This window comes from Nonomuraea sp. NPDC048881 (genome assembly GCF_040649795.1).
Taxonomy (GTDB): domain Bacteria; phylum Actinomycetota; class Actinomycetes; order Streptosporangiales; family Streptosporangiaceae; genus Nonomuraea.
This window is the reverse complement of record NZ_JBEZGC010000007.1, coordinates 448286-468977: the sequence shown is the minus strand read 5'-3', so window position 1 is coordinate 468977 and position 20692 is coordinate 448286. Positions and strand designations below refer to the sequence as shown.

Genomic DNA, 20692 nt, shown 5'->3' with positions numbered 1-20692 from the left:
GTGTCACTCCTTGGTCGTCGATGCTCAGATCCGGCTGTGGGCGAGGCTCGGAACCCGCGCCAGCACCCGGCGGCGGTAGAACCACCAGTTGGTGGCCAGGAAGACGGCGTAGGCGCCGATGAACACCTGGAGGGCGGGCGCGACGGAACCCGTCCCGGCCAGCGAGACGGCGAAGCCGCGGGGGATGAGGAACCCGCCGAACGCGCCGACCGCGGAGGCGATGCCGATGGCCGCCGCGGCCTCGCGCCTGGCCCGCAGCCGCGCGTCCGGCGACCCGTGCCGGGCCTGCGCGGTGAAGATGGCCGGGATCATCCGGTACGTGGACCCGTTCCCCGCCCCCGAGGCGACGAACAGCAGCAGGAACGCGCCCAGGAAGAGCGGGAAGCTGTGCCGTCCGAGAGCGGCCAGCGCCGCCACGGCCCCGGCGGCCATGGCGACGAACGACCACGAGGTGACTTTGGCCCCGCCGTGCCGGTCGGCCAGCCAGCCGCCGACCGGCCGCGCCAGCGACCCGGCCAGCGGCCCGAGGAAGGCCAGGTACGGCGAGGCGGACTCGGCGAACGCCGACCGGGCGACCAGCGGGAACGCCGCCGAGTAGCCGATGAACGAGCCGAAGGTGCCGATGTACAGGAAGGACATGACCCAGGTGTGCGGACGCAGGAACGCCCTGCCCTGGGTGCCGAAGCCGGTCCTGGCGACGGCCAGGTTGTCCATGAACAGGTACGCGCACAGGGCGGCGGCCACGACGAGCGGCATCCACACCAGCCCGGCGTACGCCAGGCCGCCCGCCGCCACCAGCGGGATCAGCAGTTGCACGACCGCCACGCCCAGGTTCCCGCCGGCCGCGTTCACGCCCAGCGCGAACCCCTTGCGCCGCTCCGGGTAGAAGTAGGAGACGTTGGCCATGGAGGAGGCGAAGTTGCCGCCGCCGAGCCCGGCCGTGGCCGCGGCGGCCAGGAACATCCAGTAGGGCCTGGCCGGGTCGGTGACCAGCCAGGCCAGCAGCCCCGTCGGCGCCAGGAGCAGCAGGGCGCTGGCCACGTTCCAGTTGCGCCCGCCGAAGGCCGAGACGGCGAAGGTGTAGGGCAGCCGCAGCGTGCTGCCGACCAGGTTCGGCACCGCGACCAGCCAGAAGAGCTGGTCGACGGTGAACGGGAAGCCCGCCTTCGGCAGCAGGACGACCACGGCGCTCCACAGCAGCCACACCGCGAAGCCGAGATGCTCGACGAAGATGGAGAAGATCAGGTTCCTGGTGGCGACGCGGCGTCCGACGGCCGCCCAGAACCCCGGGTCCTCGGGTTCCCAGTGCTCGATCCAGCGTCCGGTCCGCCGGTTCATGAGGTTTTCCCTTCGTTGGTGGGACGGCCGGCGACCACGACGCCGTGGCCGCGGAACTCGGCGACGATCTCGCCGGCCGGGCGGCGCACGGTGACGTCGTAGACGCCGTGCCGGCCGTGTCTTGCCCGTTCCGTGGCCTCGGCCACCAGCACGTCGCCGGCCGCCGCCGGGCGCAGGAACGTCACCTGGGCGCTGTGGGCCAGCATGACCGGGCCGCGGCTGTTGCAGGCGTGGTCGAAGGCGGCGTCGGCGAGCAGGAACAGGTAGCCGCCGTGGGCGACGCCGTGCCCGTTCACCATGTCCTCGGTGACGCGCATGCGCAGCCGGGCCCGGCCGCCGGCGGCCTCCTCCAGCGCGATGCCGAGCGCCCGGCAGGCCGGATCGGGGCCGGGCGCGGGGCCGGGCGCGGAGCCGGTCGCGGGGGCGGTCATGGGGTGGCTCCGAGCCAGGTCCTGGCCATGGCCTGGACGGCCGAGCCGTCGGGGTCGGCGAGCTTGCCGGCCACGTACCACGACACCCAGGGCCCGGTCGGGATGCGGAAGGGCGGGTCGGCGGCGGTTAGCGCGGCCACGATCACGTCGGCCACCTGCCAGGAGGTCTGGCCGGCGCCCTCCCAGCCGGGGCCGCACACCCAGTCGAGGTAGGCGTCGAAGGCCGGGGCGTACGGGCCGGAGGCGGCCCGGATGGTCTTCCGGTTGATGTCCGGAAAAATCCCGAACCGGGTGTCGGAGACGAAGCCGGGCACCACCACGCTCACCCGTACGCCGTGCGCGGCCGCGACCGGCGCCAGGCTCTCCATGAACCCCTCGACCGCCGCCTTCGCCGCCGCGTACGCCTCGTTGAACGGCTGGCCGACGACGCCGTGCACGCTGCCGACCGTCACCAGACGCCCTCCGGCGGCCCGCAGCAGCGGCATCGCCACCCGGCTCACCTCGATCACCCCGAAGAAGTTGACCTCGAAGTTGGCGCGCAGCGCCTCCGGCGTGGACATCTCCATCGTCGGGTCGAAGTTCGACACGCCCGCGTTGTTGACCAGCGCGTCCAGCCCTCCGTACGTCTCGCGCACGCCCTTCACGCACGCCCGCGCCGAGGCGGGGTCGGTGACGTCGAGGTGGCGGACGTCCAGGGTGACGCCGGCCCGGTCGGCCGCCGCGCGCAGGTCGCCGTCGCGTCCGGGGTCGCGCATGGTGGCCACCACCGTCAGCCCGGCCCGTGCGGCTGTCACCGCGGTGGCCAGCCCGATCCCCGACGAGGTCCCGGTGATCAGCACAGTCGTCATGACGCGCTCCCCGCCAGGTGCGCCCGCGGCTCGGCCCGGTCCATGTGGGCCTGGATCCCCGAGGCGGGCAGGAACGAGAACGCCGCCAGCAGCGTGCCGCCGGCCATGACGGCCTGCGCCGCGCCGAGCACGCCCAGCGCGGGCGTCAGCAGGGTGACCGCCGACCCGCCCGCGAGCGCGGCCAGCGGGATCACCCCCCAGGTCGCCGTGCGGAACGCGGCGTGCATGACGCCCTGGTTCTCGGCGGCCATCCTCGACTGCCGGATCGGCGCGCTGCACACGTTGATGCACGACATGAAGAAGCCGTAGCAGCCGAACGTCACGCCGATCACCGCCGCGGCGGGCAGCGCGGGCGCGGCCAGCACGCCGAGGCCGACCAGGCAGTGCAGCAGCAGCGCCCAGGCCATGGTCCGGCCGAGCCCGAGCCGGTCGCTGATCTTGGGGGCGGCCAGCGCGCCGAGCACCGCGCCGACGGCCGCCGCCGACATCGCCGCGCCGAACACGCCCACCGAGACGCCGAGCCCCTGGTAGGCCAGCACCGGCAGGACCGTGACGAAGACGGGCCCGCCCGAGTTGAGCACCACCGCGGCCAGCACCACCCGGCGCAGCACCGGGTCGGCCCAGTTCAGCCGGAAGCCGAGCATCAGCCGCGAGCGCACCGGCACCCGCTCCCCGGTCGTGACGCCCCACGGCTTCATGGCCCGCAGGCAGGCCGCCGAGACCAGGTAGCTGGCCGCGTCCACGAGCAGCGAGGCGACGCCGAGCAGGTGGTACAGGCCCGCCGCGATCGACGGCCCGGCCACCTCCGACACCGTGCTGCTGCCCTCCAGCCGCGAGTACGCCCGCACCAGCCGGTCCTGCGGCACGGTCGTCGGCACGGCGACGAGGTAGCCGATGTTGAAGAAGATGGTCGCGCCGCTGATCAGCGCCACGCACACGAACAGCACCGGCGTCGAGAGCACCCCGCACCAGTACGCGACCGGGATGACCCCCACCGCCACCAGCCGGACGAGGTCGCACACGACCATGGTCAGCCGCTTGTCCCACCGGTCCACGAGCACCCCGGCGATCGGCCCGAGCAGCGGGATGCCCAGGTACTGGGCCATGGCCACGACGCCGACCTCCAGCGCGGAGGCGTGCAACACGAAGATCATCAACGTCGGCACGACGAACACGGTGATCCGGTCGCCGAGCAGGCTCACCGTCTGGCCACTCCAGTAGAGGCCGAACTCCCGGCCGAGCGACCCCGGCATCCTCACTGCTCCTCCCGCACGACGAAGGAGGAGGTCTTGCCGGTGCGGTCGTTGCCGATCAGCGCGTCCACCGTCCGGACGCGGAAGGAGCCGGGGTCGTGCTGGAAGGCCGTGCTGAGGGTGAAGGTGGCGGCCAGGAGGTCGTGGCGCAGCCGTTCGGGCAGGTCGGGCGGGGTCTCGGGGCCGGTCAGCAGCAGCACGTCCACGCCGGAGACCCGGCCCTGCCGCTCGGTGATCAGGACCTGGGCGCGCAGCACGCCGGCCTCGCGCTCGGCCTGGGCGACGACGTCGTCCACGTGCAGGCCGAGGCCGCGCACCTGGACGACCGAGTCGCGGCGGCCCAGGACGCGCAGCGCCCTGCCGTCCCGGCCGCACGGGCAGGAGACGAGGCGGCCGGCGTCGCCGGTGCGGTACCGCAGCACCGGGTTGAGCATGTCGGGGTTGAGCGTGGTGAAGTCCAGCAGCTCGTCGGCGTCGCTGTGCACGAGCTGGTCGGGCAGCGGGTGGAAGACGTCGGCCGGGCAGTCCGGGGTGTTGGTGGCGGCGACCCAGGTCTCGGTGCTGCCGAACATGCCCCAGCGGCGGGCGTCCGGGGCGACCTCGGCCAGGTCCTCGTCGAGCTGGGGATGCCAGGCCTCGCCCAGCCAGAGCACCTTGCGCAGCGCGGGCAGGCGCAGGCCGGCCGCGCGGGCGTGGGCGAACCACAGCCGCAGGACGCTGGGCGTGCCGCCGAACGCGGTCACCTTCCGGTCGGCGAAGAAGCCGAGCCAGTCGCCGTACTCCTCCTTGCCGACCGAGCCCAGGGCGATGACGCGGCAGCCGGACAGGTCGGCGAAGGCGGCGGCCAGGAAGTGGGCGCCCCACATGCGGCCGGCGCCCCAGGCGTTGACGAAGACGTCGTCCGGTTCGAGCGGCTGCCAATGGCGGTGCACGCCGTCCATGTAGAAGCCGGTGGGGGCGTAGCCGACCTTGGGCGCGCCGGTGCTGCCGCCGCTCTGGAAGAGCCAGGTCGCGCCCTGTCCGGCCTTGGGCTCCAGGTGCGCGAGCGCGACGTTGAGGTCGTCCTTGACCAGCGGCGGCAGGGCGGCCAGGTCCTCCAGCGTGAGCACCTTCTCGTGGCCCTCGTAGCGCGGCGCGAGCGCGGGCACGCTCCTCAGCCGCTCCAGCGAGCGCCTCGGGACGCGCAGCAGCGGCTCGGCCGCCGCGGACGTCAGCGAGAACGATTCGGTCATGGGGGTCACCAGCTCTCGGGGTCGTGCGGAAGACGGTCTAGCGGAAGGCGGTCGTGCGGAAGACGGTCGTACGGGGGGCGGTCTTTGAGGAAGCGGGTGTGGCCGTCGCGGTAGGCCGTCCAGCGGGCGCGGGTGACGTCGCGCTGGAGGGTGCGGGCGGGGTCGCCGAGGTCGGGTGCGATCACGCCGTCGGGCTCCAGCTCGGAGAACCAGTAGCGCTCGCCGTCGTGCAGGAAGTCGACGCAGAAGAACGGGATGGGCACCCGCTCGTAGAAGTACGCCGTGGCCGCCGCCAGCTCGGGCGGCACGGGCGGGAACTCCATCGTGCCGCCCCTGCTGGCGTTGGCGACCGGCGAGCCCGGCTCCGGGATGCGTTTCATGACCGCGTACGGCTCGCCGTCCACGACGTAGACGCGGTAGTCCACGGTGCCGTCGCCCAGGTAGGGCTGGACGACGAGCGTGGTGTCGCCGCCCTGGGCGAGGCTGGCCAGGCCGCGCAGCTCCTCGGAGTCGCGGGCCAGGTTCACCCCGCCGCCGCCGCACCAGCCGGCCGGCTTGACCAGGGCCGGGTAGGTGAGGCCGGCGATGGCGGCCTCGTACAGGTGCTTGCTGGTGTCCCGGCCGGTGCCGATGCGCAGGGTCGGGATCGGCGGCACGGGCGAGTCGCGCAGCCGCAGGACGGTGGCCAGCTTGTCGTTGGCCACCGGCGACAGGGACGGCGGGAACGGCAGGTAGAAGCCGGCCTCCTCCAGCACGGCGTAGAGGGCGTACTGGTTGAAGACGTCCATGGACTGGTAGGGCAGGGAGTACAGGGCGGTGATGAAGAGGGTGTCCTCGGGGGTGACGGGCTCGTCGTCCACGAAGACGCGGGGGCGGCCGGGCTCCAGGGCGTCCACGGTGACCGAGTCCGGGGAGTTCCTGGTCCAGCGCAGGCCGAGCTCGGCGGCGACCTCCTCGTACAGGTCCCAGAAGAACGGGTGCCACATCGCGGTGGCCCGGGTGGACTCCCGGTCGGGGAAGATCCAGCACAAACGGCGCAACGAGCTCATGACTCTCCCTTCTGGCTCGCCCACCAGCGGCGGCCGGGCTCGGGCAGGGTGTCGATCGGGTCGTAGAAGGGGAAGCGGCGCTCCGGGCCGGGCGGCTCCAGCCCGATCCCGTGGCTCCTGGTCCAGTACGAGACGCCGCGTTCCCGGTCGTAGGCGGCGGCCTGGTGCACCCAGCGTTTGCCGACGTAGGGCACGTCGCACACGATCCGGGGCGTGGCGTAGCCGGGCAGGTGGCCCATGACGGCCTCCTGGAGGTGCCGCGCCTGGTGCAGCGGGGTGCGCCAGTGCTCGGCGTTGGGGATCAGGTCGCAGACGTAGAAGTAGTAGGGCAGGATCCCGGCCTCGCCGTGCAGGGCGAAGCACAGGTCGAGCAGGTCGTGCGGGGTGGCGTTCACGCCGCGCATGAGCACGCCCTGGTTGCGCACGTCCCGCACGCCGGCCGCGAGCAGGGCCCCGGCCGCCTCGGCGACCAGCGGCGTCACTGAGCGGGCGTGGTTGGCGTGGGTGTGCACGGCCAGGTTCACCCCGCGGGCCCGCGCGACGGCCGCCACCCGGCCCACGCCCTCGACCACGGCCGGCTGGAGCCAGTGCTGCGGCAGCCCGACCAGCGCCTTGGTGGCCAGCCGGATGTCGCGTACGGACTCCAGCTCCAGCAGCCGCAGCAGGAACGCCTCCAGCCGCGGCCACGGCATGTTCGCCAGGTCGCCGCCGGAGACCACCACGTCGCGGACGGCGGGCGTGCGCTTGAGGTAGTCCAGCATCAGCTCCTGCCGGTCCACCGGCCTGAGCGTGAGCCTGGCCTTGACGACCTGCGGGGTGGAGGTGCCGACCAGGTCCATCCGGGTGCAGTGGCCGCAGTACTGCGGGCACGTGGCCAGCAGCTCGGCCAGCACCTTCGTCGGGTAGCGGTGGGTCAGGCCCTCCACCGCCCACATCTCGGCCTCGTGCAGCGAGTCCCGCTGGGCCCGCGGATGGCTCGGCCAGACCGGATGCCGGTCGGAGGCGACCGGCACCAGGTAGCGGCGGACCGGGTTGGCCAGGAACGCCGCCGTGAACGCGGCCGGACCGCCGGGTTCGTCCGGCGCCATGACGTTGAGCAGCTGGGGCGTGACCAGCATGGACATGGTGGCGAACCGGGCCACGTCGGCGGCCAGGTCGGCGAGGAAGGCGTCCTGGAGCAGGTCGCCGGTCACGGCGCGGAGCTGCGCCGCGTTGCGCACGCAGTGGGCGCGCTGCCACTGGGCGTCGCGCCACTGCGCCTCGGTGACCCCGCGCCACCCCGGCAGCCGCCGCCAGTCGGGCTCGGCGAGCGCCCGCCGCGCGTACACATAGGGGCGGTCGGGGGCGGGCCCGGGGCCCGCGGTGCTGGGCCGGCCGGTCCCGGGCCCCGCGGCGGCGGGCCGGGTGCTCCCGGCGCCGCCGGCGGGGTGGCGGGGCGTGTCGTCGTGCGGGCTCATCCGGCGAACAGCGCCGCGTGCCGGGTGCGGAGCTCGCGCTTGAGCACCTTGCCTGTGGGGCCGAGCGGGTAGTCCTGCTCGGTACGCGCCAGGATCACCGCGGCCAGCGTGGCCAGGCCCGCGTCGGCCAGCGCCTTGTTGGCCTTCTCCCTGATCTCCTCGGCGGTGACCGCGGCGGCCTCGGCCTGCGTCCGTACGACGGCGATCGGCACCTGCCCCCCGGGCCCCGGCACGCCGACGACCGAGCAGTCCTGGACGAGGTCCGCGCAGTCGGCGATGAGGACCTCCTCGACGGGCAGGCTGTAGACCGGCCCGGCCGCGGTGTCGATCACGTCCACGGTGCGGTCGAGGTGGTAGAAGTCGCCCTCGGCGTCCCTGCGGGCGACGTCGCCGGTGAGCCAGTAGCCGTTGAGCTCGAAGCTGCCGGTCAGCCTGGCGTCGTTCCAGTAGCCGGGGGTGCGCGACGGGGTGATCACGCCCAGCAGGCCGACCTCGCCGTCGGGCAGCTCCCGGCCGTTCTCGTCGAGCACGGCGGCCTTGATCACCGCGTCCTGCGGCTTGCCCACGCAACGGTCGGCGCGTGGCGTCTCGGGCGTGGTGACCTGGCCGAACAGCGCCATGCCCATCTCCGAGGAGCCGAGCCCGTCGACGAACTGGGAGCCGGGCAGCGGCTCGCCGGCGGCCTCGCCGCGCGGCAGCAGCCACGACCTGATCAGCCCCGCGGGCCGCTCGCCGAGCTGGACGAGCCGCCGGATGTGCCCGTAGTGGGCGCTGTCCCCGGTGTTGAACCAGGAGTGCACCCTGGCCGCGCCCCTGACCGGCAGCTCGCCGGTGGCCAGCTCGACGAACGTGCGCGGGAACGAGGCCACCATGGTCGGCTGGAACGCCTCCATGACCGGCTCCACCCCGGCCCGCCGCCAGTCCGACATGATCACGGTCGGCAGCCCGAGCAGCACCGCGGTGAGGAAGTAGCTGAGCCCGCCCGCGTGCGTGTGCGGCATGAGCGACATCAGCCGGTCGTACGGCTCCGCCGGGAAACGCACCATCCGGAGCTGTTTGCCGTCCCAGAAGCTGCGGTGTCCGAGGATGGTGGACTTGGGGGTGCCGGTGGTGCCGGAGGAGTGGATGAGCGCCACCACGTCGTCCGGCTCGTGCCGGTACGGGTACTGCTCCGGCAGCCCGCTCGACGCCGCGTCGTGGGCCCGCACCTCGGCCGCCAGGGCGACGAACCGGGGCCGGGCGCGCGGCGTGTTGCGGTAGGCGAGCTGCAGCCGGGTCGTGTCGTCGGCGACCACGCCCACCACGCCGACGTGCTCCAGGTAGCCGGCCATGACGTCGGCCCGCATGGCGTCGTTGACCATCGCCGGGATCGCGCCGAGCGCGGTGAGCGCCAGGAAGTGCAGCAGCGGCTCCAGGCCCTCGGCGACGACGACGCCCACGGGCTCGCCGGGCCGCACGCCGTTGGCGTGGTACCAGGTGGCGTACCGGTCGCGCAGGGCCGCGAGGTCGGTCAGGCTGTGGCCGCGTAACACGACCTGGCCGCGGTGGTCGGTGTGGTGGCTGTGGATGAACGGCACCGACCGGTTGGGGTTGGCCGCCAGCGCGTGGTCGAGGAAGTTGCCCGCGCCGAGGCCGGGCTCGGTCATGAAGCCCTGCCGTACGGCCAGGGGGGCGATCGGGGTCTGGTCAGTCATGGATGTGCCTCCACGTCGCGTCGATCTCCGCGGCCACCCGGTGTCCTGAGCGGATGGCGCCTTCCATCAGGCCGAAGAACTCGGTGCTCGTCTCGGTGCCGGCCCAGTGCACCCGCTGGTGGGGGGTCGTCAGCCGCGGGCCGAGCCGCAGCCAGTCGCCCGGCCCGAACAGCGCCGCGTAGCAGCCCCGGCTGTGCTCGTCGCTCAGCCAGTCGGTCACGTGGCAGGCGTCCGGGGCGGGCAGGCCGGGGAACAGCCGCGCGACCTGGGCCCGCGCCCGCTCGGCCTGCTCGTGCGGGGGCAGCGCGGCGAACGCCTTGGCCTGCGCGCCGGTCACGAACCCGGTCAGCACGCCCGCCGAGCCGTCCGCGGGCGAGTCGTCCACGGTGGACAGCAGGGGGCCGTCCGCGCTGACCGACCAGCCCGAAAGGCCCTGCTCGCGCCAGAGCGGCGCGGGGTAGACCAGGTGCACCTTCACCGCGCAGCCGGGCGCCGTACGGGGGCCCGAGCGCGGCGCGGGCAGGCCCGGCCGGAACTCCACGGCGTCGGCCAGCACCGGCGGCACGGCGACCACCACCGCGTCCGCCCTGGTGGCGCCGGTCGCGGTGACGACGTCCACGCCGGTCGCGTCCTGGTGGACCGCGCGCACCGGCTCGCCGAGACGCACCCGGTCGCCGAGCCGGGCGGCCAGGCGCAGGCACACCTGGTGGGCGCCGCCGTCGATCCGGTCCTCCTGAGCGCCGCCCGCGAAGGCGTTCAGGTAGCGCAGCCCGCCGCCCGAGCGCAGGTAGAAGGCCAGGTGCAGGACGGATACGTCCGCCGGGTCGGCGGCCATCATCTCGCCGGCGAACAGCGGGAAGAACAGCCGCGCGTCCGGATGCGTCAGGTGCTCGGCGGCCCAGTCCGCCGCCGTGGTGGCGTCCAGGCGGGCGGCGTCCGGCGTCAGCCAGGGGGCCTCGGGGCGGACGGCGGCGGCCAGCTCCTCCAGCGCGTCGAACAGGCCGCCCAGCGCGACCGCCGACAGGGGCGGGAACCGGCCGGTCCCGGGCTCGCCGCCGAGCGCGAACCTGGCCGCGCCGCCCACGGTGGCCGGGGTGGTCTTCAGGTCCAGCTCGGCCAGCAGGGCCGTCAGCGCGGTGTGCCGCTCCCCCAGGTACGCCGCGCCCGCGTCGGCCCAGCCGCCGGGGGCGACCTCGATGCCATGCGTACGCCCGCCGACGCGGTCCCTGGCCTCGATCACGGTGACCTCGGCGCCGGAGGCGGCCAGGTCGGCGGCGGCGGTGAGCCCCGCGAGGCCCGCTCCCACGACGACGACCCTCATGCCAGGCTCGCGATCTTCTTGGCCAGCGCGGCCGGGGTGGGCGCGTCGAGGAAGTCGTCGAAGTCCAGCTCGGCGCCGCAGTCGCGGGCGATCGCGCTGAGGACGCGGGTGGCGAGCAGCGAATCCCCACCCAAGACGAAAAAGTCGGAATCATCCGTTATTTCGGGGTTTTCCAGTACCCGCCGGAAGATGTCGGAGACGGCGGTGACGTCCACGTGCATGATCTCCTTCAGTTGGTGGTGTAGCGCCGGTGCGAAGCGGCGCGGTCGACCTTGCCGCTGGTGGTGTAGGCCAGTTCGGGCACGACGGTGATCCGGCTGGGTACCAGGTGGCCCGGCACCCGGCCCCGCAGGTACTCCCGCACCTCGCCGGCCAGCCCGCCCTCGACGTCCCGGCCGGGCTGCGGGTCCCCGGCGTCCCGGCCGGGCTGCGGGTCGTCGGCGTCCCGGCCGGGCTTCGGGTGCTCGGCGTCCCGGCGGGGCTGCGGGCGGGGGACGACGTAGGCGGCGAGGGTGGTGTGATCGGCGACCGTGACGCCCGCCACCGCCACCGCGCTCACGCCCGGATGACCGGCGATGTGCGCCTCGACCTCGGCCGGGTCCACCCGGATGCCCCGGATCTTGAGCTCGTGGTCGAACCGTCCCTCGTGGACGAGCGCCCCGCCGCCGGTCACGGCGACCCGGTCCCCGGTGCGGAAGAACCGCCCGCCGCCCGCCTCGGGGGTGACGAAGCGCGCGGCGGTCGCCTCCGGCAGGCCCAGGTAGCCCAGCGCCAGTGCCGGCCCGCCGACCAGCAGCTCGCCCGCCGCACTCACCCGCTGCTCGACGTGCGCAAGCGCCCACCCGATCGGCACCCGCTCCCCCACCCCTGGTGCCCGCTCCCCCGCCGCCGAGCCGAGCGGAGCCGCCGACACCCGCTCCCTCGCCGTCGAGCCGGGCGGGTCCGACGGCGCCAGCTCACCCGCGGCCCCGTCGGTCGTCGGGCCGTGCAGGTCGATGGCGTGCGTGATGAGCGTGGTCTCCGTGCATCCGTAGGTGTTGAGCAGGCGGAGGCCGCCGGTGTCCAGGGCCCGCCAGTCGGCCAGGCGCGACGGGCTGACGGCCTCGCCGCCGATGATCACCAGCCGGACGCACGGAGGCAGCGCGGCCCCTTCGTCGGTCAGGTGCCGTACCAGCTCGTGCCAGAACGCCGTGGGCAGGTCCAGCACGCTGATCCGCTCGTCGGCGACCGCGCGCAACATCCGGCGGAACGAGCCCGAGTGCGCACCGTCATGGAAGACCAGCGCCGCCCCGCCGGTCAGGGCGGGCAGGATCTCCTCCAGGCAGGTGTCCCAGTTCAGCGAGGCGAACTGGAGCACCCGGTCGGCCGGGGTGATGCCGAACAGCTCGCGCAGCGCCCCGGTCACGACGGAGATCGCCCGCCTGGGCGTCACCACGGGCTTGGGCGCACCGGTCGAGCCGGAGGTGAACAGGACGTACGCGGGCGCGTCCCCCGCGACGACCGGCAGCTCACCCGCCGCGCCGCCGCCGAGGTCGCCGCCGGAGTGGTCGGAGTCGTCGTCGGAGCTGCCGTCAGGGTCGCCGTGATCGGGCGGCTCGATCACCCGTACGCCGTCCGGGGCCCATGCGTCCGGCCCGGACGCGACCAGCGTGCGGCAGCCGGCCGCCGCCAGCATCGCCTGCCGGCGGGCCCGCGGGTGCGCCGGGTCGACGGGCACGTACGCGCCGCCCGCCGCCAGCGTGCCGAGCAGCGCGGCCACGGTCCCCGGCGTGCGGGACGTCAGCACGCCCACCGCCCCGGGACCGGGCCCGAGCCGCCGCGCAATGGCGCGGACCCAGACGGCCAGCTCGGCGTAGGTGACGGTGCGACCGTCGTGGACCAGGGCCGGACGGCCCGGATGGAGCCCGGCCGTGCGGGCGAACTCCTGGAGAACGTCGTGGTGCGGTTCGGACAACGCTGCCTCTTCCCCGGGGCGACGCGACGGGGCCGGCCGCGCGTCGGCGCGTCTGTCAGCCCGTGTCAAGCGAATGTGGAGCGAACCCAAGCGAGATCGCGTTCAGAGTGCAGCAGGGCGCTGCACGGGGGCTTGATGGCGTCAGGATTTCGGCTGTACTGCCTGTCATGTCTCCTGTATGGCGGCCTGCGACGTGGCAAAGGGGAAATGCGATATGTCAGACGAAACAGCACGGGCGGGTCTGGCGGACGTACTGAAGATCGGACTCCTGGGGGCGGTGCGCGCCTGGCGGGGGCGCCAGGAGATCCCACTCGGGCCGCCCCGGCAGCGCGCGGCGCTGGCCCTGCTCGCGCTGGACGCGGGCCGGCTCGTCTCGGTGAACCGGCTGATCGAGGGCCTGTGGGGCGAACGGCCTCCGGCCGGGGCGCGCAACCTGGTGCAGGGGTACGTCTCCCGGCTGCGTCCCCTCCTGGCCGCGGCCGGCGTCACCATCGCCTACCGTCCGCGCGGCTACCAGCTCGGCCTCGACCCCGGGCAGGTGGACGTGCACGAGTTCCGGACGGCGGTCACCCGGGCGCGCGCCGGCGAGACGGCCGAGCGGCAGGCCACCGGGCTGCGCCGCGCCCTGACCCTGTGGCGCGGCGAGCCGCTGACCGGCGTCTCCGGCGGCGAGCTGCTGGACCGGCTGCGCGACGCGCTCGCCGAGGAACGCCTCGGCGCCGTCGAGGAGTGCCTGGACGCCGAGGTCCGGGCGGGCCGCGCGGCCGTGCTGGTGCCGGAGCTGATCGCGCTGGTCGCCGAGCACCCGTTCCGCGAGGGGCTGGTCGGCCTGCTCATGCTGGCGCTGTGCCGGGCCGGCCGCCGCGTGGACGCGCTGGAGCGGTACGAGCGCACCCGCCGCCGCCTCACCGAGGAACTGGGCCTCGACCCCGGCCCCGAGCTGCGGCAACTGCACCAACGCATCCTGCGCGGGAACGTTCCGCCGATCAGGCCGGCCGATTCCCGGGAAACGGTGACGCCCGCGCAGCTGCCGCCCGGCCCCGGCCAGTTCACCGGCCGGACCGCCCAGCTCCGGCTGCTCGACCTGCTCACGGCCGACGGCGCCCCACCCGAGAAGGACAGCGCCCCGCCCACGACCGGCGGCGACCCGCCCACGACGGGCGGCGACCCGCTCGTAACCGGCCGCGACCCGCTCGCGGGCGGCGGCGACGCGCTCGCGGGCGGCGACGACCCGGCCGCCGGCGGGACGGCGATCTCGGTGCTGACCGGCGCGGGCGGGTCCGGCAAGACGGCCCTGGCCCTGCACTGGGCCCACCGCAACCGCCACCGCTTCCCCGACGGCCAGCTCTACGTGGACCTGCGCGGCCACTCGGCCGAGCGGCCGCTGCTGCCGATCGAGGCGCTCGGCCGGTTCCTGCGCGGGCTGGGCCTGCCCGCCGAGCGCGTGCCCGGCACGGTGGAGGAGGCCAGCGCGGCCTACCGCAGCCTGCTGGCCGACCGGCGGGTGCTGGTGGTGCTGGACAACGCCGGCAGCGAGGAGCAGGTCCGCCCGCTGCTGCCGGGCGGACGGCGCTGCGCCACCGTGATCACCAGCAGGGACCGCCTGGACGGCCTGGTCGCCCGGGACGGCGCGATCCCCGTCCCGCTCGGCGTGTTGTCCACCGGCGAGGCGGTCACGCTGTTCGGCGGGATCCTCGGCGGCGAACGGCTGGCCGCCGAGCGGGACGCGGCGCTCGACCTGGCCAGGGCGTGCGGCCGGCTGCCGCTGGCGCTGCGCATCGCCGCCGCGGGCATCCTCGGCCGGCCGGGCGGGGACGCCGTCGGCGGCATCGCCGGTCAGGTGCGCCGGCTCACCGGCACCCGATTATCGGCTTTGGCGGTCACCGGAGATCCGCACGCGGCCGTGCGCGGCGCGTTCGACCTGTCCTATCACCGCCTGGATCCGGCGGCGCGGCGGCTGTTCCGGCTGCTGGCGCTCGTCCCCGGGCCCACGTTCACCGCGGGGGCGGCCGACGCGCTGGCCGGGACCGTGCCCGCCGAGGCCGACCGGCTGCTGTCCGGGCTCGCCGCCGCGCACCTGGTCGAGGAGCCGGAGCCGGGCCGCTACACCTTCCACGACCTGATGCGGGAGTACGCCCGCGAACGCGTGCTGGCCGAGGAGTCAGCGCCGGGACGGGCCCGCGCCCTGGACGCGCTGATGGCCTGGTACCTGCGGATGGTCCGGGAGGCCGGCGACGTCGCCTACCCCCACCTGCTGCGCGCCCCCGCCGACGGCTCCGGCCGCCCGGCCGCCTTTCCCGCCGCCGCCGCCGCGCTGGCCTGGCTGGACGCCGAGCGCGCCAACCTCGTCGCCGCCGTACGGAACGCCCCCGACCACCCGTATGCCTGGCGGCTCATCGACGCCATGAACGGCTACCTCGACCTGACCGGCGGCCAGCCCGGCTGGACGGACGTGCTGCGGGACGCGCGGCGGGCCGCCCGCGCGGCCGGCGACCACCTGGGGCAGGCGGCCGTCGGGCACTGCCTGGCCGCCACCCGGTGGCGGGCGGCCGAGCTGACCGAGGCGGTCGCGGAGCTGCGCGGGGCGTTCACGGCCGCCGAGCTGGCGGGCTGGCCGGAGGGGAAGCTCGCGGCGCTGGCCGCGCTCGGCGTGGTCCACCTCCAGCAGGGCAGGCTCGGCGCGGCCCGGCGGCTGCTGGCCCTGGCCGTGGACGGCTCGCGGCGCTCCTCGCGGGTGGGGGCCGCGCCGCTCGTCGACCTCGGGCTGGCGCTGACCCAGATGGGCCGGCTCGACGCCGCCGAGGAACGTCTGAGCGAGGCGGTGTCGCTCTGCCGCGACCGCGGGCTGCCGGCGACCGAGGCCGCCGCGCTGGCCAGCCTCGGCAACGTGCTCCGGCTGACCGGCCGGCTGGGCGAGGCCGTCCGGTGCCTGACGACGGCGCGCGGGCTCGGCGCCGCGATCGGCGAGCGGTCCCAGGCCGACCTGTGCAGGGAACTGGCCGACGTGCACCTGGACGCGGGCCGGCGGGCCGACGCGCTCGGCTACGCCGAGGAGGCGCTGCGGCGGGCGCTGGCGGTCGGCGATCCCAAGCTGGAGCTGGACGCCCTGCTCGGGCTCGGCCGGATCCGCTGCCAGACCGACCCCGGGGCCGCCGTCGGGCAGCTGAGCGCCGCGCTGGAGCGGGCCCGCGGCATCGGCGCCGCCGTGGGCCAGGCGGACGCGCTCGTGGGGCTGGCCGTGGCGCGTACCCGTCTGGACGAGCACGTGACCGCCATGCGCGACACGCTGGCGGGGCTGGCGCTGGCCAGGAAGGCGGGCGCGGTGCTGGTGCAGGGCGCGGCGCTGGCGGCGGGCGCGGAGGCGGCGCTGGCGGGCGGCGACCCGGGCCTGGCCATCTCCTACGCCGCCCGCGCGGCCCGCGTCCACGCCGGCAGCGGCTACAAGCTGGGCGAGGCGCGGGCCCTGCTGACGCTGGGACGCGCCCACCGCCGCACCGGCGACGAGCCGGCCGCCGAACGGTTCCGGGAACGGGCCGGCGACCTGTTCACGGCGGTCCTGGATCCGCCGCCGGCCCGGCCCGCCGAGGTGGCCGCGGGCCGATGACCGGCCCCGCCGGAGCCTCGCCGGGATCAGCCTCGCCGGGATCAGTCTCGGCGGGATCAGTCTCGGCGGGATCAGTGGAGGACGCCGTGCTCCGCGGCCCAGGCGGCGACCTGCGTGCGCGAGCCGAAGTTGAGCTTGAGCAGGATGTTGGCGACGTGCCGGGCGGCTGTGGCCGGGCTGATGAACAGCTCCTCGCCGATGGCCCGGTTGGACAGCCCCCGGCTGATCAGCACGACGATCTCCCGCTCGCGCGGCGTGAGCACCGACGCCGGGCCCGACGCAGCCCCCGCCGCACTGCCCGCCGCGGGCCGCGGCGCGCCCTGGGCCGGCCGCTCGCCCCGCAGGCCGTAGCGCAGGGCCTCCTCCTCCGTCATGCCGCCGCCCATCGTCCACCAGAGCTGGACCTGCCCCTCGCCGGCCTCCGCGCGGGCGCGGGCGAGCAGCGGCTCCGGCGTGGCGGACGTCCAGACGGGCAGCCCGAGCCGCTCCTCCATGGCCTTGGCCGCGGCCCAGAGGCGTACGGCGGTCTCCAGGTCGTGCTGCTTCTCGGCCAGGACGGCCAGCGCGACCAGCGCGGAGATGATCGGCAGGTGCTGCCCCATGGACCGGCTCAGCGTCACGCACCTGGCCAGCCGCGCCCTTGCCCGCTCCGCGTCGCCCTGGCGGGCCAGGACCGCGCCGAGCAGGCCGAGACTGGTGGCGAGGACGGGCTTGGCCGCCATCTCCTCGGCCAGCTCGGCGCACTCCTCCAGGTGGCGGCGGGCGCTGTCGAGGTCGCCGAGGAAGTCGGCGAAGCGGCCCAGCTCCAGGTGGGCCCGGGTGACCCCCCACAGGTGGCCGAAGCGGGAGTAGACCTCGATGGCCTCCTCGCCCCTGGTCAGCGACTCGCGCCGAAGGCCCTGGAAGGCGGCCGCCCCGGACAGCAACAGCCGCGCCGACGCCTCGATCAGGCCGTTGCCGACGCGCAGGGCCAGTTGCAGGGCCTCCTCGCCGCGCTCGGCGGCCAGCGCGAGGTCGCCTTTGGTGCCTTCGTACATGCCGGCGATCACGAGGGTGAAGGCCAGCATGAAGTCGTCGCCGGTCGCCCGGCGCAGCTCAAGGGCGCGGGCGGCCGACTCGCCGCAGGCGGCGGCGTCCTGCTGCTCGTAGGCCAGGTTGGCGTGGTGGAGCAGGGCCTCGGCGGACAGGTCGCCGAGGGAGCGGGCGGCGGGCAGCGCGAGCAGGCTCTCGTACCAGCGGCGGCCCTCGGTCAGCTCGCCGAACCCGGCCCACAGCGGCATGTAGCCGCACGCGAGCCGCAGACCGGGCTCGGCCAGGCCGGACCGGACGGCCCAGGACAGGGCCTCGCGGGCGTTGCCCAGCAGGTCCTGGAGCGCGAGCAGCCGGGCGTAGCGCTGCGGCCAGGTCAGGCCGGGCGTGGCCCACACGTCGCGGCCGTGGTGGTGGGCGAGGTCGGCCAGGCCGTGGAGCAGCCGGTCGCGCAGCTGCCGGGTCTCGCCGGCCGACTCCAGCTTCCCGGCGGCGAACTGGCGGGCCGACTCCAGCAGCCGGTAGCACGAGCTGCCCTGGTCGAACAGCACGAGCGACTTGTCGACCAGGCCGCTGAGCACGTCGAGGACCTGGGCGGCGGCCAGGCTCGGCCCCGCGCAGACGGACTCGGCCAGGTCGAGGGTGAACGGCCCGCTGAACACCGCGAGCCGCCGGAAGAGCACCTGCTCCTGCGGGGAGAGCAGGTCGTGGCTCCATTCGAGGGTGGCCAGCAGGGTGCGCTGCCGGGCCGGCGCGGTGCGGCCGCTCGCCGTCAGCAGCTGGAACCGGTCGTTGACCCGGGCCGAGATCTGGCCGGGCGACATCGCGGCGGTCCTGGCCGCGGCCAGCTCCAGGGCCAGCGGCAGGCCGTCGAGGGCGTGGCAGAGCCGGGCGATGTCGCCGGCGTTGGCGCCGGTGACCGCGAGCCCCGACCCGGCCGACCGCGCCCGGTCGAGGAAGAGCTGCACGGACTCGACCCGCTCGACCTCCTCGGCCGCCTCCGCCGGGCCGGGCAGCGCCAGCGGCGGCACCCGCCACACCAGCTCGCCGGGGATCTTCAGCGGCTCCCGGCTGGTCACCAGCAGCCGCAGGTCCTCGCAGGAGGTCAGCAGCCGCTCGGCCAGCTCGGCGCACGCCTCGACCAGGTGCTCGCAGTTGTCCAGGACGAGCAGCGGCTTCTTGCCGCGCAGGAAGTCGACCAGCGTGTCGAGCAGCGGCCGCACGCCCTCCTCGTGCACGCCCAGCACCTTGGTGATCTCGTGGACCAGCAGGTCGGCCCGGGTCAGCCTGGACAGCTCGGCCAGCCAGACCCCGTCGGGGAAGGACGGGACCAGCCGGGCGGCGATCTGCAGCGCGCACCGGGTCTTGCCGGTGCCTCCGACGCCGCTGAGCGTCAGCAGCCTGACCTCACCGACCAGCCCGCACAACTCCTCCAGGTCCCGTTCCCGCCCGATGAACCTGTCGGGCTCGGCGGGAAGGTTGTGTCTGAGCAACGTCACCATGATCCTCATGTGTCTGGACCCCAGGATTGGCACCCAGTGTGACACCGCCCTCACGAGCTGTCAGAGGTTTGCCCCAAGCGCGGGACCGGCGGCGCGGACCGGGACGACCCGCAGCCGCGCGTCGATCAGCAGGGTGACGTCGTGCTCGGTGATGATCCGGCGGCACTCGGCGGGGTCGGGCTCGTGCGCCGCGACCAGCCGTGCGCCCGCCCCGAGCACCATGTCGTAGGCCCGCAGGTCGGCCCCGGCGACCAGGACGACGTCGGCGGCGCCCACCTTGCGGGCGGTGGTGAGCCGGGCGGTGGGCTCGATCGGGCCGTCGGCGCCGAGCAGGCTGTCGAAGCCGGCCGTGCCGGGGACGCCGGTGAAGGAGTAGACCTGCCGGATGTCGGCCTCCTGGGCGATGGCGTCGGCGTCGTCCCGGTCGGTGATCATGATGCGGGCGCCGGTGGCGGCCGGTCCGCCGGGGATGGACACGACCACGCCGCCCGCGGCGAGCACGGCGTACCCGGCGACGGGCAGATGGCAGCCGCCGCGCAGCAGCACGACCACCGGGTCGCCGGGGCGCAGGCCGCGCCGCCGCAGGCCCTGGGCGGCCTGGCGGGCGCGGACGGCGAGCGTGCCGTACGTGAGCGTGGCGCCGCTCGCGGCCTCGGCGACCGCCACCCGCGGGCCGAGAGCGGCCGCCCGCAGCAGGACCGTCTCCGTCCAACCAGTCATGGCCCCCAGGCTAGGAAGGGGGCGGCCGGGCGGCATGGTCCAGAGTGTGTAACCGGGTGTGTAATCCGGCCGCGCCATACCCGATTCCGCATGGCTTGAGCCCGCGCGGGGGCGGCGCGCGTACCTCCTGACGGCAGATCCCGGTTCCGGTTTCGGAGGTACGTCATGCACCGCAGAGTCGCCCTGCTCGCCGTCGTCGCGCTCGCCGTGGCGGGCGCGCCGGTCCCCGCGCAGGCCGGGACCGCCCTGGACCGCGGGCCCGTGGGCTGGTCGGGGGCCGGTTCGTCGGCGCAGCGCAGGACCGTCATGGAGTACTGGACGCCGGAGCGCATGCGGGCGGCCAGACCGCTCTCCGCGCCCACGCCGCGCCGCGGGACGTCCTCCGGCGGGCCGACGCAGGGCACGCCCTGGGCGACCCGCGGGGTCACGGGCGGCCGCCGGATCACGACGTCCTCCTGGACCGGCTCCCGGACCGGCGCGGCGGCCTCCTCGCTCGCCGGGAGCACGGCGGCGGCGGCCCGCCGGGCGGCGCCCGCGCAGGACAGTCCGGGCCAGGCGTGGGCGGACGGGGGCGGCGTCGCCCGCACGGTCGGCCGGGTCTTCTTCACCACCGCCGAGGGGCGTACGGCCTCCTGCTCGGGCACCGCGGTGACCAGCGCCAACCAGAGCGTCGTGATGACCGCGGGCCACTGCGTCAAGATGAACGGCGCCGCCCACCGCAACTGGGTGTTCGTCCCTGGCTTCGACGACGGCCGCCGCCCGTTCGGCACGTGGGTGGCCACCCGGCTGCTGACCACCCAGCAGTGGAACACCAACGAGGACATCAACTTCGACGTCGCCGCCGCCGTGGTCGCGCCCTTACAGGGACGCACGCTCACCGACGTCGTCGGCGGCCAGGGGGTGGCCTTCAACCAGCCCACCGGACGGCAGATGTTCTCCTTCGGCTACCCGGCCGCCGCCCCCTTCGACGGCTCCGACCTGGTGTTCTGCAGCGGACGGGTGTTCAAGGACCCGGTCAGGACCCGCGACCAGGGGCTGCGCTGCGCGATGACCGGCGGGTCGAGCGGCGGGCCGTGGTTCGAGGGGTTCGACACCTCCAGCGGCCTCGGCTGGCTGAACTCCGTCAACAGCTTCAAGTACGACTTCGCCCCCGACTTCATGTTCGGCCCCTTCTTCGGCAACGAGGCCATGGCCGTCTACCAGGCCGCACAACGCTCCGGCGCCGCCTGACCACCGCCGGCGTCCGCTGACTGATCTGTT

The 20692-nt window shown here is 75.1% G+C and carries 15 protein-coding genes; 2 read left to right on the top strand and 13 right to left on the bottom strand.

Annotation, left to right across the window (positions count from 1 at the left end; translation table 11 throughout):
- Positions 1 to 24: 24 nt before the first annotated feature.
- From AB0C33_RS27025 to AB0C33_RS26975, 11 genes are read right to left on the bottom strand one after another with little or no spacing between them, the layout of a single operon-like run.
- Entirely contained in the window at positions 25 to 1338 is a 1314-nt protein-coding gene (locus AB0C33_RS27025; protein WP_358292680.1) for an MFS transporter, read from the bottom strand.
- Positions 1335 to 1769 (bottom strand): hydroxyphenylacetyl-CoA thioesterase PaaI, encoded by a 435-nt coding sequence (gene paaI / locus AB0C33_RS27020; protein ID WP_358292676.1) that lies wholly within the window; start codon positions 1767 to 1769, stop codon positions 1335 to 1337. Before paaI ends, AB0C33_RS27025 begins: the two co-directional genes overlap by 4 nt.
- Positions 1766 to 2617 carry an SDR family NAD(P)-dependent oxidoreductase gene (locus AB0C33_RS27015; RefSeq protein ID WP_358292673.1) on the bottom strand — a complete coding sequence of 284 codons (852 nt, stop codon included), beginning with the start codon at positions 2615 to 2617 and terminating at the stop codon, positions 1766 to 1768. The genes paaI and AB0C33_RS27015 overlap by 4 nt, the downstream gene beginning before the upstream one ends.
- Entirely contained in the window at positions 2614 to 3870 is a 1257-nt protein-coding gene (locus tag AB0C33_RS27010) for an MFS transporter (protein ID WP_358292670.1), read from the bottom strand. Before AB0C33_RS27010 ends, AB0C33_RS27015 begins: the two co-directional genes overlap by 4 nt.
- Positions 3871 to 3872: 2 nt before the next feature.
- A complete protein-coding gene (locus AB0C33_RS27005) occupies positions 3873 to 5102 on the bottom strand; it encodes an AMP-binding protein (RefSeq protein WP_358292668.1) in 1230 nt (409 codons plus the stop codon).
- Between the two features lie 5 nt (positions 5103 to 5107).
- On the bottom strand, positions 5108 to 6151 hold the full coding sequence (locus AB0C33_RS27000) for a hypothetical protein (RefSeq protein ID WP_358292665.1): 1044 nt from the start codon (positions 6149 to 6151) through the stop codon (positions 5108 to 5110).
- Positions 6148 to 7608: a lysine 2,3-aminomutase gene (locus AB0C33_RS26995; protein ID WP_358292662.1), complete on the bottom strand. Its 1461-nt coding sequence runs from the start codon at positions 7606 to 7608 to the stop codon at positions 6148 to 6150. The genes AB0C33_RS27000 and AB0C33_RS26995 overlap by 4 nt, the downstream gene beginning before the upstream one ends.
- Positions 7605 to 9302 (bottom strand): class I adenylate-forming enzyme family protein, encoded by a 1698-nt coding sequence (locus AB0C33_RS26990; protein ID WP_358292660.1) that lies wholly within the window; start codon positions 9300 to 9302, stop codon positions 7605 to 7607. The genes AB0C33_RS26995 and AB0C33_RS26990 overlap by 4 nt, the downstream gene beginning before the upstream one ends.
- Positions 9295 to 10623 (bottom strand): FAD-dependent oxidoreductase, encoded by a 1329-nt coding sequence (locus AB0C33_RS26985; protein ID WP_358292657.1) that lies wholly within the window; start codon positions 10621 to 10623, stop codon positions 9295 to 9297. Before AB0C33_RS26985 ends, AB0C33_RS26990 begins: the two co-directional genes overlap by 8 nt.
- Positions 10620 to 10838: a phosphopantetheine-binding protein gene (locus tag AB0C33_RS26980; protein ID WP_352324385.1), complete on the bottom strand. Its 219-nt coding sequence runs from the start codon at positions 10836 to 10838 to the stop codon at positions 10620 to 10622. Before AB0C33_RS26980 ends, AB0C33_RS26985 begins: the two co-directional genes overlap by 4 nt.
- A gap of 14 nt (positions 10839 to 10852) precedes the next feature.
- A complete protein-coding gene (locus AB0C33_RS26975; RefSeq protein ID WP_358292655.1) occupies positions 10853 to 12577 on the bottom strand; it encodes an AMP-binding protein in 1725 nt (574 codons plus the stop codon).
- A 214-nt stretch (positions 12578 to 12791) separates the two neighbouring features.
- On the opposite strand from AB0C33_RS26975, the gene AB0C33_RS26970 reads away from it, so the two are divergent.
- The gene (locus AB0C33_RS26970; protein ID WP_358292652.1) at positions 12792 to 16181 is read left to right on the top strand and encodes a BTAD domain-containing putative transcriptional regulator; all 3390 of its coding nucleotides are present in this window, start codon (positions 12792 to 12794) and stop codon (positions 16179 to 16181) included.
- A gap of 71 nt (positions 16182 to 16252) precedes the next feature.
- Here AB0C33_RS26970 and AB0C33_RS26965 read toward each other — a convergent pair whose 3' ends face one another.
- Both AB0C33_RS26965 and AB0C33_RS26960 read right to left on the bottom strand, forming a co-directional pair.
- Entirely contained in the window at positions 16253 to 18703 is a 2451-nt protein-coding gene (locus AB0C33_RS26965) for a LuxR C-terminal-related transcriptional regulator (protein ID WP_358292648.1), read from the bottom strand.
- A 69-nt stretch (positions 18704 to 18772) separates the two neighbouring features.
- Positions 18773 to 19432, bottom strand: coding sequence for an AMP-binding protein (locus tag AB0C33_RS26960; protein ID WP_358292645.1), 660 nt, complete (start codon positions 19430 to 19432; stop codon positions 18773 to 18775).
- A 165-nt stretch (positions 19433 to 19597) separates the two neighbouring features.
- On the opposite strand from AB0C33_RS26960, the gene AB0C33_RS26955 reads away from it, so the two are divergent.
- A complete protein-coding gene (locus AB0C33_RS26955) occupies positions 19598 to 20662 on the top strand; it encodes a trypsin-like peptidase domain-containing protein (RefSeq protein ID WP_358292642.1) in 1065 nt (354 codons plus the stop codon).
- The last annotated feature ends 30 nt before the right edge of the window (positions 20663 to 20692 follow it).

Coding starts and splice junctions, on each gene's coding strand:
- AB0C33_RS27025 (WP_358292680.1), bottom strand. CDS start 1,338: ATGAACCGGCGGACCGGACGCTGGATCGAGCACTGGGAACCCGAGGAC.
- paaI (WP_358292676.1), bottom strand. CDS start 1,769: ATGACCGCCCCCGCGACCGGCTCCGCGCCCGGCCCCGCGCCCGGCCCC.
- AB0C33_RS27015 (WP_358292673.1), bottom strand. CDS start 2,617: ATGACGACTGTGCTGATCACCGGGACCTCGTCGGGGATCGGGCTGGCC.
- AB0C33_RS27010 (WP_358292670.1), bottom strand. CDS start 3,870: ATGCCGGGGTCGCTCGGCCGGGAGTTCGGCCTCTACTGGAGTGGCCAG.
- AB0C33_RS27005 (WP_358292668.1), bottom strand. CDS start 5,102: ATGACCGAATCGTTCTCGCTGACGTCCGCGGCGGCCGAGCCGCTGCTG.
- AB0C33_RS27000 (WP_358292665.1), bottom strand. CDS start 6,151: ATGAGCTCGTTGCGCCGTTTGTGCTGGATCTTCCCCGACCGGGAGTCC.
- AB0C33_RS26995 (WP_358292662.1), bottom strand. CDS start 7,608: ATGAGCCCGCACGACGACACGCCCCGCCACCCCGCCGGCGGCGCCGGG.
- AB0C33_RS26990 (WP_358292660.1), bottom strand. CDS start 9,302: ATGACTGACCAGACCCCGATCGCCCCCCTGGCCGTACGGCAGGGCTTC.
- AB0C33_RS26985 (WP_358292657.1), bottom strand. CDS start 10,623: ATGAGGGTCGTCGTCGTGGGAGCGGGCCTCGCGGGGCTCACCGCCGCC.
- AB0C33_RS26970 (WP_358292652.1), top strand. CDS start 12,792: ATGTCAGACGAAACAGCACGGGCGGGTCTGGCGGACGTACTGAAGATC.
- AB0C33_RS26960 (WP_358292645.1), bottom strand. CDS start 19,432: ATGACTGGTTGGACGGAGACGGTCCTGCTGCGGGCGGCCGCTCTCGGC.
- AB0C33_RS26955 (WP_358292642.1), top strand. CDS start 19,598: ATGCACCGCAGAGTCGCCCTGCTCGCCGTCGTCGCGCTCGCCGTGGCG.